Genomic DNA, 13,977 nt, shown 5'->3' on the forward strand with positions numbered 1-13,977 from the left:
ATGAAAAATTTTATACTCTTCAGTTTTTTATTTCTACTAGTACGCTTTTCATTTTCTCAATCGGCATCTGATGCAGCTGTGCAATTAACGGCGCTTGTTCAAAATAGTCCTGCGCAAATAACTTTGAACTGGGTTGGTAATGCAACAAGTACACAGTATCAGGTTTACCGAAAATTAAAAACAGATGTAAGCTGGGGAGCACCAGTTGCAACACCTGGAGGAACTACCAATCAATATATCGATAACACGGTGAGTGTAGGAATAAATTACGAATACCGTGTTTCGCGGACAGGTTCCGGTTATGCAGGCCATGGTTATATAAACAGTGGTATTGAAGTTCCAGAAACTTTTTACAGAGGAAAATTAATTTTATTGGTGGACAGCAATTTTATTGGAACCCTTTCAGCAGAAATTTCAAGACTCATAACGGATATAGAAGGCGACGGATGGGACGTTATTCGACACGATGTTTTGAGAACCGGATCGGTTACTCATATTAAAGATCTTATTGTAAATGATTACAATGAAGATACAACGGTCGCTGTAAAAGCTGTTTTTTTATTGGGACACATTCCTGTTCCTTACAGTGGAAATATTAATCCTGATGGGCATCCTGATCATTTGGGAGCTTGGCCTGCTGATTGTTATTACGCTGATATGGATGGTGTATGGACAGATAATTCGGTAACATCTACAACCGCTTCACCAGCCCGCACACAAAACATTCCGGGTGATGGCAAGTTTGATCAAAGCATTGTGCCAAGTGATCTTGAGCTTCAAGTAGGAAGGGTTGATTTTAATGGAATGCCAACATTTACGTTGACAGAAGGGCAATTGCTTAAAAATTATTTGGACAAAGATCATGAGTACCGTATGAAAATGTTTGTGCCAATTAAACAAGGCGTTGTAGATGATAATTTTGGATACTTTAGCAGTGAAGCCTTCGCCGCTAGTGGATACAAAAATTTTGCGCCACTTGTTGGTTCTTCAAATATAATCGCCGCTGATTATTTTACAAGTATGACAGGGTTAAGTTTCGCCTGGTCTTTTGGCTGTGGTGGAGGCACCTACACAAGTGCCAGCGGCATTGGAAATACAGCGAACTTCGCCGCTTCAAATCTTCATGGTGTATTCACAATGTTGTTCGGCTCATATTTTGGCGATTGGGATTCACAAAATAATTTTTTGAAAGCTCCATTGGCTCAGGGAAAAATACTTACAAGTGTTTGGTCTGGTAGACCACATTATCAGTTTCACCACATGGGATTGGGAGAAAACATTGGTTATGGTGTTTTACTCACACAAAACAATTCCGGTAATCTTTATTTTGATAGTCCAACTGTTATTACAGGACGTTGGATTCACAATGCCTTGATGGGCGATCCAACACTGAGAAATGACGTGGTTGCGCCTGTTTCAAATGTTGTGGCAACGAAAGCCGGATTTGACTGTCACATCTCTTGGTCAGCTACTACAGAAACCACTATTGCAGGTTATAATATCTATGTTAAAAACGACACGAATACAGCTTATGTAAAATTAAATTCTCTTCCAATCAGCGGAACAACTTATACCGATAATTGCCTTTTATACAAAGGAGTTTACACCTATATGGTGCGAGTATTGAAATTGGAAAATGTTCCCAGCGGAACTTATTACAATATGAGCGAAGGTATAGCTGATACCGCTTATAATTCTTCAACAGTGAAAACACATGCAGGTTTTTTGGCCATTGTTAACGGTAATGTTTTAAATTTAACTAACACATCAGCAAATGCTACAAACTTTTTTTGGGATCTTGGAAATGGACAAACCAACACAACGCCCTCACCAGTAATTACATATAGTGCAAACGCTCCCTACCAAATAATGTTGGTCGCATCAAATCAATGCGATCAGGATACCGCTTATGCAGCAATATACATTGTAACGGTTGCCTTGGATGAATTATCAGAAAACGAAAATGTAATTATTTTCCCTAATCCATCTTTAGGTAAAATTAAGGTAACGAATAACAAAAATGAAAAATTCAAGATCACAATTTATACTACTGAAGGAAAAAAGGTAGCAGAGTTTCACGAGTATAGTAAAGAGCATGAATTAGATCTTAATTATTTGGGAAAAGGATTGTTTTTCATTGAGATTGTAACGAATGAAAAAACCGCAGTCAAAAAATTGATTTTAGAGTAGCGAGAAATCAGTTTTAGTTTAAACCTCTCTGCGCATTCTGCCCACAGGAATATCTAATTGTTCCCGATACTTAGCAACCGTGCGGCGAGCGATATTGTACCCTTTTTCGTTAAGTTTGGCGCATAATTCATCATCTGTTAAAGGATGTTTTTTGTCTTCTTTGTCAACATAATCTTTGAGAATGTCTTTTATTTCCCGGCTGCTAACTTCCTCGCCGCTATCAGTACTCATACTTTCACTAAAAAAAGTTTTTAGTAAAAAAGTGCCGTAGGGTGTTTGCACATATTTACTGTTTGCCATTCTTGAAACAGTTGACAAATCAAGCGAGACACGACTGGCAATATCTTTTAAAATCATTGGTTTGAGTTTACTCTCATCGCCGGTTGAAAAATAATCGTGTTGATACTCGAGAATACATTTCATACACAAACTCATTGTAGCGTAGCGTTGTTGCAAAGCCTCTATGAACCAACCAGCACTTTCAATTTTACTCTTTATAAAACCGGAAGCTTCTTTACTGCTTTTTTCTTTGCTCTTGGCATATTCTTTCAACATTTCTTTATAATCCTTGCTGATTTTTAAATCGGGCATATTACGTCCATTAATGCTTAATTCAGGAATGCCGTCTGTTACTGTAATAATAAAATCGGGAACTACCGCACTAAAATTACTTTCTTTTGTCTCACTGTTTCCCGGACGAGGATTGAGATGCGTTATTTCATTTATAATATCTTTTAACTCTTCATTATCAATTTCCAAACGTTTAAGTATTTTATCGTAATGTTTTTTAGAAAACTCCTCCATGTGGTTCTTAATAACATCCATAGCAAGAACAACTTCTTTTGTTTTTTCGGTTTTTCTTTCCAATTGTATTAAAAGGCACTCCTGTAAATTTCTTGCGCCAACACCGGGAGGATCGAAACTTTGAATAATTTTAAGCGCTTCTTCAATTTCTTTTATGTCGGTTGTAATGTTATAATTAAAAGCAAGATCGTCCACTATTAAATCTAGTTCGCGACGAACATAACCATCCTCGTCCAAACAACCGATTAGGTAATTGCCAATCGTGTATTCCCGATCGTTAATATCTTTCAAACCTAATTGTTGTTCGAGCTGTTCCTGGAACCCAACACCTTCAACCACAACAAAGTCTCTTGTTTCTTCATCAGGCCCTTTGTTTACAACTTCGTACTTATAGGAGTCCAATTCCTCTGCATCCATGTAATCTTCCATTTCAACATCACTGGCAGAAGTTTTCATTTCTTCTTCCTTTATCTCACCATTGTCATCAAATTCCTCATCGGCAGTTATTTCTCCTTCATCTTCATTACTGAAAAGTTCTTCGTCTGTTGTAAGGGTATCTTCATCTTCTTCTAATGCAGGGTTTAGTTCCAACTCTTCTTTAATTCGTTCTTCAAGCGCAAGTGTCGGCAATTGCAAAAGCTTCATCAACAAAATTTGTTGAGGTAATAATTTTTGCGAGAGCTTTAGATATTGCGAATGTTTGAGCGCCATAATTAATTTATACTACAGAGGTAATAGTTTTTTTTACCCTTCTGAATGATAATGTATTTGTTATTAATTAAATGCGATGAATTAATAATAAGTTCAAGGCCTTCTACTTTTTCTTTGTTAACGCTCACGCCACCACCTTGAATCATTTTTCTTGCTTCACTTTTGCTAGGGAAAACAGTTGTTTTTTCCGACAACAATTCCACAATACCTGTTCCAGATTCTATTTCAGATTTCAACAAAGTGAACTGAGGTAATCCGTCAAATACATCTAAGAATGTTTCTTCATCGAGTTTTTTAAGTTCAGCTAAGCCACCATTAAATAATACAGAACTTGTGTCAATAGCACTGTTTAGATCCGTTTCACTATGTACCAAAGTTGTTAATTCTTTTGCAAGTGTTTTTTGAAGAATTCGTTTTCCAGGATCCTTTTCGTGCTCGGTAATCATAGCTTCTGTTTCTTCTTTCGAAAAAAAAGTGAAGATCTTAATCCAACTTTTTGCATCAGCATCTGAAGTATTAATCCAGAATTGATAAAATTTATAAGGACTTGTTTTTGTTCTATCTAACCACACACTACCGCTTTCTGTTTTTCCAAATTTTGTTCCGTCGGCTTTACGAATTAACTGTGTTGTGAGTGCATAAGCTTCTCCTCCTGATTTACGACGGATTAATTCGGTGCCACTTGTAATGTTACCCCATTGGTCTGAGCCTCCCATTTGAAGTTTACAGTTTTGAGTTTCGTTCAACTTATAGAAATCAAAAGCCTGCAGTAGTTGGTAACTAAACTCGGTAAAGCTCATTCCTGTTTCCAAACGATTTTTAACCGAATCTTTTGCCATCATGTAACTAACGGTTAAGTGCTTGCCAACATCTCTAATAAAAGTAAGAAAAGTGTAATCCTTCATCCAGTCGTAGTTGTTTACAAGAATCGCGCCATTACTGGAAGAGTTAAAATCTAAAAATTTTTCAAGCTGTTTTTTAAGGCCCGCTACGTTTTTATTAAGAGCTTCTTCATCTAAAAGATTTCGTTCCGCTGATTTTCCGCTAGGATCACCCACCATCCCAGTGGCCCCACCTATTAAGGCAATAGGCTTATGCCCTGCTTTTTGAAAACGCAACAAAGTAAATACCTGGGTTAAATGACCTATATGTAATGAATCTGCCGTTGGATCGAATCCAATATATCCGCTAATAATTTCTTTTTCCAATAATTCTTCAGTGCCCGGCATAATATCCTGCAACAGCCCTCTCCAACGTAATTCTTCAACAAAATTTGATTTCATATAGTTTGATTTCTTTTTTTATTACTTTAACGTTACCCCTTTGACTTCAGGCCTTACAACTGTTAAGACAAGGAGGCGATTCGTAACGAGTAAAATTACAAATATTGCCTGCATTTACAGCAATTTTTGTTGCCACTAATTGCACTAATTTTCACGAAGTTATTCGTGTAAATTGTTATCGAGATAGGGTATAAATGTTTAAACGATTTAACGGAATTCTTTTTAAATTAGACCCATGTTTATATACAATGTAACGGTTAACATTGATGATGAGGTTCATCAACAATGGGTAAAATGGATGAAGGAAAAACATATTCCGGATGTAATGAAAACAGGCTGCTTCATAGATAGCCAGATGGTTAAAGTGTTGTATGTGGAAGATCATGGGCACACATTTTCAACGCAGTATAAATTTTTAGAAATGGCGGATATTGAAAAATATCAAAAAGAATTTGCGCCCGCTCTTCAAGCAGAACACAAAGAAATGTTTGGCGAAAAGTATACTGCATTTAGAACAGTACTAGAAATTCTGTAATGATTATAAAAAACCTTGCAACCAATGCATCGCGCCCTTTTCTTCTTTAAACAGTTTGGAAGGAACAGAAGGGCGATTTACTTTTATAAAAAAGTTTGCAAGCAAAATAACAGATATTTTATCGGTAAGAGTTGCATAAGCAAGATGTTGTTTTGAGTAGGAGTTGTTTGCACTGTACTTTCTTGCGGCTGAACCGGCGGTTGCAAGATTTCTGACATCAGCCAGAATACAAAAAGTTAAGTTTCCGGCCAATTTGGAGGCCTCACTAAAGATTAATTCAAGTGTCTTTTCGGTGATTTCTGTGCCTTCGGTAATTCTTACGGTCAGAATTCTGTTTTCGTATTCGAGTTGACCGAATTCTTTAAAGTGAAGGGCTTGTTTCATTTGGCCCAAATATAACCAATTTCGACAAATGTCAGTTATTTATCGACGAGTTACAGTTATTGAACGAGGGGACCAAAAAGAAAAAAGTCGGTAACCAACCGACTTTTTCAACCAAAGCAACTAATTGTTTAACCCTTAATTATGACAATTGTTACTTACTCTCTTAACAAGAAACAGCACTAATTCATTTTGAATGGTGGGATTTTACCATCTTTCATTAATTGCAAGCTTTTCTTTTTATGTTCTTCGAAATTTCCAAAAGCTAAAGCGTCAAGCATTTCTTGGCGACTCATATCAGGATTATTAAAATTTTTACGAATTTCTTCTGAGCAACGGTCAACGTATTTTTCAAATTTCATTGGTGCCCACACGTATTCTTTTTTTACAGCATCTTTCTTAAAAGCAAACTCTTTTGGCAAAACACCTTCAATTTTAGACTTTATATCCAAACCTTCATACGTTTTTGGTAATTGTCGGTTGTCAAATAAGAAGGGTTTACTCACCATAATAACATGTTTCTTGCGTTTCGGGTCTATCATAGATAGACCTTCAATGCGTAATCCTTTTTTCTTTAGGAGTCCGTATTTTGATTCAAAGTGTTTAAGGATTTCGAACATGTTTGTCTAATTAGGGTACTAAGTTAACTATAAAATTGTTAATAACTTCGTTTTAACATTAATACGAAAGTTAATATTTTCAAAGACTGTTTACGACATGTTAGGAAGCGGTTAAGAAGCGGTTGATAGTAAGTTAAATGTTTGATATTTAACCATTTAAAAAAGTTCAAAACTTATTTAAATCAGCTCATTAAGCGAAACATTTTTAATCCCTCTTGTAAACTAGCACATTAAACACATAAGGATTAATGCGTTTAATTTGTTCAGAACGTTTGAGTTTCTTTAGACTGGTTTTTTTAGAATTTTGGGTCAATAAATCTTGTTTTGTGCTGTCAATTTCGCAAGATTTAATCGAATTTAGAATATTATTGGCCTTTATTGCAAATCCGGTAGCTTCTTCACCTGCCAATTTACCCTTAATGACGCCAATTACATTACCATTTTCATCTAAAAGGGGTCCGCCGCTATTTCCTGGATTAACCGGAATTGAGATTTGGTACATATTGGTATCGTTTGAGTAACCACTTAAAGAGCTTAGTGAACCTTCGCCATATACCATATCCTTACGAGGGTAACCTAAGGTAAACACTTTGTCACCTACATCGGTTGATTTTTCGTTTAATGAAAAGGGCACTTGCCAGTTTTTATAAAAGTCTTTATTCTCAAGTTTTAAAACAGCTAAATCTAATTTAGGATCGAACAAAACTAATTTTGTGAGAGCTCTGTCAATAACGCCGTTTCTAACAAAAATACTATCAGCACCTTTTACCATGTGATAACTGGTTAGGATATATCCTTTATCGTTAAGAGCGAAAGCACTTCCCTCTAGATTTGCAGGGGCATAATTTATTTTTTTCCCACTTTTAGTAATACCTTCAACAACACCATCACTTGACGCTTTTAATTCCATCACCACACGGTTAAGATCGGTAATTTGATTGCTTTGTTGCTTAAGAAGGTATCCTCCAGTACTTAAAACAGCTACCGTGCTTAATACGGCTATAAGAGTTGTACTTGCTGCTACTGCTATTGTTCTGCCATGTCGCCTTGCAAAATTTTCTTCGCGGTGAATAGAAATAACTTTAGAATTCCCGAATTCTTCCTGGTGAATCGATTTTAGTTTTTTCTTTAAACTAATTCTATCGGAATTTAATTTTAAGGCATCAATGATCGCTTTGTGTTCATTAAATGCACTGGCCATTATCACATCGGTGTGTAATAATTTTTCAAAATTAGTTCTTTCCTCTTCACTTAAGGTCTTATTCAGGTAATTATCAAATAAATCAGTAACTCTCATTTTTCTTTCTCCTTATGATTCTTGTTCAATAGTTTTTTTATCAAAAAAGTATTTCTTTAATCGTTGTAAACATTTATACTTTTGGTTCTTAGCATTGTCTGCATTTGTATAGCCAAACTTATCAGCTATCTCATCCATATTTAATTTGTGCACATAAAAGTCTTTAATTAGCGTGGCACAAGGTTCGCCAAGTTCGAGTAGACTTCTGTTCATTTTTTCAATTTCTTTCTCTTTCTCTTGATGCTCGTCTAAATCACTTGCTACATCAACAACCTCATTTTCTGCATCTTCTTTAAATAAAAATGTTTTACCACTTTTTTTCAAGTGTTTAAGCCACAATCGTTTCGAAATGGAATAAATATAGGTTTGTAATTGACAATTCAAAGAAAATTCAGGTTTTTGTGCATTTTCATACAACGCAATGACAGTTTCCTGATATATATCCTGAGCAGCTTCTTCTGTACCACTATTGTTTACAATAAATTTAAGAACGACGTTGTAATACTTTTTGTATAAGGCGCTAAGTACTTCACTATTACCGCTGCGTAACCCATCAATAAATTGATCGTCGGAAAATTGCAGTTTGGTAGCAGACATAGACACGCTGTTTAAATTAATACTCTATTTTTATAAAGGTAACCTGTTTTTGATTAAAATTTTTATTCTTCACTATTTTAAGACGCTAATTAAAAGGTTTATTCATTCATAATATTATATGTTTTAAGTCATGAAGACACAATTAAGAGCAAATTGACATTAACTTAATAGAATTTATTACTGTGATAGTCAAATAGTTACAAAAAACAGTATTCTTTTTTTGATTTTTTTGGGTTACCATTTTCTGTTTTCGGTATCAATGTAAAATCAATCACTAATTAAAAAATTAAAACTGAAATGAAAAAAGTATTATCAATTATCGCTGTAGCTGTAGTAGCTACTTTCGTAGCTTGTGGTCCTTCTGCTGAAGAAAAAGCTAAAATGGAAGAAAGAGCAAAATTTATTCAAGATTCAATTGCTGCTTCAATCAGCGAGTCTATGCAAGCTCCTGAAGCAACTGCAGATACAACTGCTCCTGCTGTTGAAGCTGCTGCTCCTGCTCCTGCTGCTGAAGCTCACGATGCGCACGGACACTAAGAATTTGTGTTTAGTTAGTTAGATGATTAGCCCCAAAGCATTGCTTTGGGGCTTTTCTGTTTTTTGATTAGCTTTGCTATCCATTAATCACTTTACTTACATATGAAAAAAACAGGTTTATTTTCCGCCCTTACTTTTATTTTGATTTTAACATCGTGCGGCCCTGCTGCAGAAAACAGACAGGTGATGCATGAGCGTGCTAAAATTTTTCAGGACTCCATTGCTAATGTTATTAGAACAACAATGGCTGAAGCTGAAGCTCCTTCAAATGTTGTTGTTATGCCTACACCAACTAATGCAGCGCAAGCGGCACCTCAAAAATAACACCTTTTACTTTGCTCTTTAATTATGGAAATTACAATTCAAAAAGTACTTGATGCTTTAAAATATGTTGATGATCCGGATCTTAAAAAAGATTTGGTAACCCTCAACATGATTAAAGATGTTGCTGTAGATGGGAAGAACATTTCTTTCACTGTTGTTCTTACAACTCCTGCTTGCCCTATGAAGGACATGATTCATAATGCCTGTATGAATGCAATTTTGCATTATGTTGATAAGGAGGCGAAAGTGAAAATCAACATGACGGCAACCGTTACTACTAAAAAAGGAAAAGATGAAACTACTTTGCGTGATGTTAAAAACATTATTGCGGTAGCGAGTGGCAAAGGAGGTGTTGGAAAAAGTACGATTGCCGCTAATCTTGCAGTTGGCTTGGCGCGACAAGGCGCGAAAGTGGGTTTAGTAGATGCTGATATTTATGGCCCCTCTCAACACATTATGTTTGGTATGCAGAATGAAGGTCCGGGTTCTGCCGAATTTAACGGGCAGAAAAAAATGGCACCTGTTGTCAGTCATGGTGTGAAATTAAATTCAATTGGTTTTTTAGCGGGACCAAATCAACCCATTGCATTACGTGGACCAATGGCGACTAAGGCTTTATCTCAATTGTTTTACGAAACCGTATGGGGTGAATTAGATTATTTAATTGTAGATCTTCCTCCAGGTACTGGAGATATTCAAATTAGTTTATGTAGCCAGGTGCCGGTAACTGGTGCGGTTGTGGTTTGTACTCCGCAAGATGTTGCTATTTCTGACGCTAGAAAAGGAATTGCCTTATTTCAATTAGAGCAGGTAAATGTTCCAATTCTTGGTTTAGTAGAAAACATGGCCTGGTTTACACCCGAAGAATTACCAGAAAATAAATATTATATTTTTGGAAAAGATGGTGTGAAACATTTAGCTGAAGAATTAAACGTGCCCTTAATTTGTCAATTACCTTTAGTACAAAGCGTGCGCGAAGCTTCGGATGCTGGCCGTCCGGCAGTTATGCAAGAAAACACAGTTCAAGCACTTGCATTTATGGAGATGGCGCAAAATGTTGCGCAGCAGGTTGCTATCAGAAACGCAGATCTTGTGGAGGCTTGAACCCGTTCTTTAAGTTATTATTGAAGTAGTTTTTCCTATCTGTTACCTGTTCGTGTTTTATTAATAAAGTGGGTACAACTATTCGTTTGTTATAAACTCTCAATTATTATAAAAACTCCAATATGAAAAAGCTATTTTTTATTTCCTTGCTAATATTTTCTTTAACACTTAAGGCGCAAAAGAAATTAAAACTTTCTAATGGCGTGCATTCAGCTGATGTTGTAAAAATAGAAACAACGACATCGCCGGCAAATCCATTGTACACCTTTTCAACATATACAGTGCCTTATCAGGAGTTTACTGGTGTATCTGTGAGCAATGGTTTAATGTGGGATGATAGTAACTTTCCAATTACGATGGGATTTAATTTTAAACTTTACGGCGCTTCAGGTAATATCATTAATTTTGCTGAAGGCTCGTTTGCTACGTTTGATAACCCTACACTATCCGTGTTAACCCTTGCCACTCCGATGTTTGAAGACCTGTGTGATAGAGCATTCCTTCCTGCCACTTCTAATGAAGGAGATTCAGGCGGCATCTCTGATATTTCGTATTCAGTAACCGGAACAGTAGGAAATAAAATATGTATGATTCAGGTAAAAGATGCAGGATTTTATGAAGAAATTGCAGCGTATGATACTTCTGAGAGTTATGTTAATTTTCAATTATGGTTATATGAAGGAACAAATGATATTGAAATACGCTTTGGAGATGTAAACATTCAAAACCCCCAAGACAACCTGCTTAATCCAGCAGGCTTTCATTGTGGACTCGCAGAACAGGTAGATTTGAATACAGCTGTTAACGTTAGTGCCAATGTTTTGAATGGACCTGCTTCAAATCCAGCCATGGTTGGTTTGGGCACTACGCTCGCAGAAGTGGTTACTGGAACAGTTCAAAGTGGCAGAGTTTATAAATTTTCACGAGTTAATCCGAATTTGGTTGGAATAAGCAATGTCAATTTTTCAGAACAAATGAGTTTCTTTCCTAATCCAGCTTCAACAAAACTTTATTGTAACACCCCAGCTGATTTAATGAAAGAAGTTGAAATTTATTTTTATAGCCTTGATGGCAAACTGGTTTCAGAGAAAAAACTTGAATCAGAAATAGACATTTCTGAAATCGGTAAAGGCGTTTATCTTTTAAAAACGAAATCTAAGAATGGAGACTTCCACTATTCAGGAAAGCTTGTTGTAATTAAGTAAAAAGCAATTTCTAAGGGCTGTTTAAAAAAAGAACTTTATATAACATGACTTAGTAAAGTTATAAGAACAGAATTATTCCTCAAATGTAAGCTCGGATTTGTAAGAATATCCGTAACCTTTGCTATAATTAATACTATATTGAGAAACAAGTACAAACTTATCACTTCTTAGTTCTTTTAATGTATAAGTAATATCAGATTGATTTCCGGTATACGTGTTTCCAAAAGTTGAAGAGCCATTTGGGTCATTAAATATAGTCACATTTGAACTAAGATTAATCACAATTTGTTCTTTATCTGAATGGTTACCAATTCCTTTCGTAAAATTTCAGGTTCCTTCCAAAGTATTAGAAGTATTATCATTCACTTTTATTGAATTAAATCCACCATCGTTTTTAAACACCATTATATAAGAAAATGAGCCGCTATGTGAGTTTTGATAGCTGCCACCATCTGTAACTGTTTCGAAAGTTTTTTGAGTGTAAATCGAAGTGGTTATACTTGTATGGATTCCAAGAGAGTCGGTGTTGGTGGAAGTATATTCCTCTGTACCAGTTGTTAAGTGCCATTGCCTGGAAAGTCTTGCTGTTCTTGTTTTCAACGAAATAGAAGGATCATTCTCTCCTTTTTTAAGGCATCCTGATAAGCAACAAAGTATAAAAACTAAAATTATATTAATGAAGATGGTTTTTAATTTCATGGGTTTTAAAAACTAAACTATTATTGTATAAATATGAGTTCCGAATTGTGTTTATACGTGCCTCCACTATTGCTTGTGGAACTGTATTCAGAGACTAAAACAATTTTTTTATCTCTCAGTTCTTTTAGGTTGTAAGTAATATCAGTTTTGTTGCCGTCAAGGACCCCGTCATTATTATTAATTGAGTTTGCTCCTGTTGAATTAAAAGACTGCGAGGTAAGATTAATAACTAGTTGTTCTTTGTTATTATGTTTGCAACATTGCTTGTAAAGTTCCACGTTCTTTTTAGAATGTTTGTGTTGACGTTGTCATAAATACTCGTGGAAGTATAGCTGCCATCATCTTTGAATTCCATTTCGTATGAAAGGCTTCCTGTCTCAACGCGAGTGTTGTTAGGCATTTCAGTCCTTTGCTCATAAGAGTTATTAGAATATGTTGTAATTCTTTTATCAAAACGCCCGCCTTGACTATCAAAAACATTATTACCCGAAACCACATCTGTGCCACTTTGTATTTTCCATTTTCCCACAACCCTTGCTTTTCTTGATACAAATGAAATATCTGGGTCATTTTCGCCTTTTTTAAGGCAGCTTGACAAGCAACAAATGGCGATCGCAGCAAGCGTTATAAAATAAATGCGGTTTAATTTCATGGTTTAAATTTGGGTAAAGAATGCACAAAAATAATCTTTTTAAACACTAGTTGACAGAAAATAAATTCGAAAACAGACCTACTTTACTAGATTATGTTCTTTCAAATTCACCAACATGTTCTCGACTAATTTTGGTAAATCATATTTCACCTTCCAGCCCCAGTCTTTCTGTGCGAAAGAATCATCAATGCTTTTTGGCCAGCTATCTGCAATGGCTTGTCTAAAATCTGGTTTATAGCTAATACTAAAATTAGGAATGTGTTTTTTTATTTCTGTAGCAATGTCTTTAGGACTAAAACTAATGCCAGATAAATTATAACTGCCACGAAGTTTTATATTTTCAGATGGCGCATGCATAATTTCAATTGTGGCGCGAATAGCGTCTTCCATGTGCATCATGGGCAAAGCAGTGTTTTCACTTAAGAAAGATTCGTACTTGCTGTTTTTTAAGGCTTCGTGAAAAATATGAACGGCATAATCTGTGGTTCCGCCACCCGGAGCGCTTTTCCATCCTATTAAGCCGGGGTAACGTAAACTTCTAACGTCAACGCCATGTTTTTTAAAATACCATTCGCACCACCTTTCACCTGCTTGTTTACTTATCCCATAAATGGTAGAAGGCTCCATCACAGTAAATTGTGGTGTGTTTTCTTGCGGGGTAGTTGGGCCAAAAACCGCGATCGAACTTGGCCAATAAATTTGTTTGATGTGTTTTTCTTTGGCAAGATCTAAAACATGAAATAAACTTTCCATATTTAATTTCCACGCAAACATTGGGTTTTGTTCACCTGTTGCAGATAACATGGCAGCTAAATGATAAATCTGAGTAATATTATGTTTTTTAACAATGCTAAATAAAGCGTCTTTGTTTAGAGCGTCCAATACTTCAAAAGGGTTCACTTTAAAAACATCTGACTTTCTAAGGTCGGAGGCAACCACATTATTTTCGCCGTAAATCTTTGATAAATTTTCGGTTAATTCAACTCCAATTTGCCCTCCGGCTCCTATGATTAATACCTTTTCTTGCGTGTTTGACAT

Annotated in this window: 16 protein-coding genes; 6 read left to right on the forward strand and 10 right to left on the reverse strand. The window is 35.7% G+C overall.

Translation table 11 applies throughout. From position 1 onward, the window contains the following. Entirely contained in the window at window positions 1–2,190 is a 2,190-nt protein-coding gene (locus tag P2086_RS04285) for a T9SS type A sorting domain-containing protein (protein ID WP_317899200.1), read from the forward strand. A gap of 18 nt (window positions 2,191–2,208) precedes the next feature. Here P2086_RS04285 and rpoN read toward each other — a convergent pair whose 3' ends face one another. Together rpoN and tyrS are read right to left on the reverse strand one after the other, a co-directional pair. After that, a complete protein-coding gene (rpoN, locus tag P2086_RS04290) occupies window positions 2,209–3,705 on the reverse strand; it encodes an RNA polymerase factor sigma-54 (protein ID WP_317899201.1) in 1,497 nt (498 codons plus the stop codon). A 2-nt stretch (window positions 3,706–3,707) separates the two neighbouring features. Continuing rightward, window positions 3,708–4,988, reverse strand: a complete 1,281-nt coding sequence (gene tyrS / locus P2086_RS04295) for a tyrosine--tRNA ligase (RefSeq protein WP_317899202.1) — start codon at window positions 4,986–4,988, stop codon at window positions 3,708–3,710. 235 nt (window positions 4,989–5,223) lie between these two features. Here tyrS and P2086_RS04300 point away from each other — a divergent pair, with 235 nt between their 5' ends. Further along, window positions 5,224–5,523 carry a DUF4286 family protein gene (locus P2086_RS04300; RefSeq protein ID WP_317899203.1) on the forward strand — a complete coding sequence of 100 codons (300 nt, stop codon included), beginning with the start codon at window positions 5,224–5,226 and terminating at the stop codon, window positions 5,521–5,523. A 3-nt stretch (window positions 5,524–5,526) separates the two neighbouring features. Here P2086_RS04300 and P2086_RS04305 read toward each other — a convergent pair whose 3' ends face one another. From P2086_RS04305 to P2086_RS04320, 4 genes are all read right to left on the reverse strand, one after another. Then, window positions 5,527–5,907: a DUF7793 family protein gene (locus tag P2086_RS04305; RefSeq protein WP_317899204.1), complete on the reverse strand. Its 381-nt coding sequence runs from the start codon at window positions 5,905–5,907 to the stop codon at window positions 5,527–5,529. 179 nt (window positions 5,908–6,086) lie between these two features. After that, window positions 6,087–6,524: a hypothetical protein gene (locus tag P2086_RS04310; protein WP_317899205.1), complete on the reverse strand. Its 438-nt coding sequence runs from the start codon at window positions 6,522–6,524 to the stop codon at window positions 6,087–6,089. A gap of 205 nt (window positions 6,525–6,729) precedes the next feature. Beyond that, window positions 6,730–7,821 (reverse strand): S1C family serine protease, encoded by a 1,092-nt coding sequence (locus P2086_RS04315; protein ID WP_317899206.1) that lies wholly within the window; start codon window positions 7,819–7,821, stop codon window positions 6,730–6,732. A gap of 12 nt (window positions 7,822–7,833) precedes the next feature. Beyond that, window positions 7,834–8,418 carry an RNA polymerase sigma factor gene (locus P2086_RS04320; RefSeq protein WP_317899207.1) on the reverse strand — a complete coding sequence of 195 codons (585 nt, stop codon included), beginning with the start codon at window positions 8,416–8,418 and terminating at the stop codon, window positions 7,834–7,836. 297 nt (window positions 8,419–8,715) lie between these two features. Here P2086_RS04320 and P2086_RS04325 point away from each other — a divergent pair, with 297 nt between their 5' ends. The 4 genes from P2086_RS04325 (at window position 8,716) to P2086_RS04340 (ending at window position 11,588) form a co-directional block, all read left to right on the forward strand. Then, the gene (locus P2086_RS04325) at window positions 8,716–8,955 is read left to right on the forward strand and encodes a hypothetical protein (protein WP_317899208.1); all 240 of its coding nucleotides are present in this window, start codon (window positions 8,716–8,718) and stop codon (window positions 8,953–8,955) included. Between the two features lie 102 nt (window positions 8,956–9,057). Further along, on the forward strand, window positions 9,058–9,279 hold the full coding sequence (locus P2086_RS04330) for a hypothetical protein (RefSeq protein ID WP_317899209.1): 222 nt from the start codon (window positions 9,058–9,060) through the stop codon (window positions 9,277–9,279). A gap of 24 nt (window positions 9,280–9,303) precedes the next feature. After that, complete coding sequence (locus tag P2086_RS04335; protein ID WP_317899210.1) at window positions 9,304–10,383, forward strand: Mrp/NBP35 family ATP-binding protein; 1,080 nt, start codon at window positions 9,304–9,306, stop codon at window positions 10,381–10,383. 122 nt (window positions 10,384–10,505) lie between these two features. Further along, a complete protein-coding gene (locus tag P2086_RS04340) occupies window positions 10,506–11,588 on the forward strand; it encodes a T9SS type A sorting domain-containing protein (RefSeq protein ID WP_317899211.1) in 1,083 nt (360 codons plus the stop codon). Between the two features lie 72 nt (window positions 11,589–11,660). Here the strand turns inward: P2086_RS04340 and P2086_RS04345 are convergent, their stop codons facing one another. The 4 genes from P2086_RS04345 to P2086_RS04360 form a co-directional block, all read right to left on the reverse strand. After that, complete coding sequence (locus tag P2086_RS04345; protein ID WP_317899212.1) at window positions 11,661–11,870, reverse strand: hypothetical protein; 210 nt, start codon at window positions 11,868–11,870, stop codon at window positions 11,661–11,663. 45 nt (window positions 11,871–11,915) lie between these two features. After that, entirely contained in the window at window positions 11,916–12,287 is a 372-nt protein-coding gene (locus tag P2086_RS04350; protein WP_317899213.1) for a hypothetical protein, read from the reverse strand. Window positions 12,288–12,516: 229 nt separating this feature from the next. Beyond that, window positions 12,517–12,939 carry a hypothetical protein gene (locus tag P2086_RS04355; RefSeq protein WP_317899214.1) on the reverse strand — a complete coding sequence of 141 codons (423 nt, stop codon included), beginning with the start codon at window positions 12,937–12,939 and terminating at the stop codon, window positions 12,517–12,519. 78 nt (window positions 12,940–13,017) lie between these two features. Next, the gene (locus P2086_RS04360; protein ID WP_317899215.1) at window positions 13,018–13,977 is read right to left on the reverse strand and encodes an NAD-dependent epimerase/dehydratase family protein; all 960 of its coding nucleotides are present in this window, start codon (window positions 13,975–13,977) and stop codon (window positions 13,018–13,020) included.

It is taken from the genome of Aurantibacillus circumpalustris, assembly GCF_029625215.1.
Taxonomy (GTDB): domain Bacteria; phylum Bacteroidota; class Bacteroidia; order B-17B0; family Aurantibacillaceae; genus Aurantibacillus; species Aurantibacillus circumpalustris.

Coding starts and splice junctions, on each gene's coding strand:
- P2086_RS04285 (WP_317899200.1), top strand. CDS start 1: ATGAAAAATTTTATACTCTTCAGTTTTTTATTTCTACTAGTACGCTTT.
- P2086_RS04325 (WP_317899208.1), top strand. CDS start 8,716: ATGAAAAAAGTATTATCAATTATCGCTGTAGCTGTAGTAGCTACTTTC.
- P2086_RS04315 (WP_317899206.1), bottom strand. CDS start 7,821: ATGAGAGTTACTGATTTATTTGATAATTACCTGAATAAGACCTTAAGT.
- P2086_RS04360 (WP_317899215.1), bottom strand. CDS start 13,977: ATGTCAAACACGCAAGAAAAGGTATTAATCATAGGAGCCGGAGGGCAA.
- P2086_RS04350 (WP_317899213.1), bottom strand. CDS start 12,287: ATGAAATTAAAAACCATCTTCATTAATATAATTTTAGTTTTTATACTT.
- P2086_RS04335 (WP_317899210.1), top strand. CDS start 9,304: ATGGAAATTACAATTCAAAAAGTACTTGATGCTTTAAAATATGTTGAT.
- tyrS (WP_317899202.1), bottom strand. CDS start 4,988: ATGAAATCAAATTTTGTTGAAGAATTACGTTGGAGAGGGCTGTTGCAG.
- P2086_RS04355 (WP_317899214.1), bottom strand. CDS start 12,939: ATGAAATTAAACCGCATTTATTTTATAACGCTTGCTGCGATCGCCATT.
- P2086_RS04300 (WP_317899203.1), top strand. CDS start 5,224: ATGTTTATATACAATGTAACGGTTAACATTGATGATGAGGTTCATCAA.
- P2086_RS04320 (WP_317899207.1), bottom strand. CDS start 8,418: ATGTCTGCTACCAAACTGCAATTTTCCGACGATCAATTTATTGATGGG.
- P2086_RS04305 (WP_317899204.1), bottom strand. CDS start 5,907: ATGAAACAAGCCCTTCACTTTAAAGAATTCGGTCAACTCGAATACGAA.
- P2086_RS04310 (WP_317899205.1), bottom strand. CDS start 6,524: ATGTTCGAAATCCTTAAACACTTTGAATCAAAATACGGACTCCTAAAG.
- rpoN (WP_317899201.1), bottom strand. CDS start 3,705: ATGGCGCTCAAACATTCGCAATATCTAAAGCTCTCGCAAAAATTATTA.
- P2086_RS04330 (WP_317899209.1), top strand. CDS start 9,058: ATGAAAAAAACAGGTTTATTTTCCGCCCTTACTTTTATTTTGATTTTA.
- P2086_RS04340 (WP_317899211.1), top strand. CDS start 10,506: ATGAAAAAGCTATTTTTTATTTCCTTGCTAATATTTTCTTTAACACTT.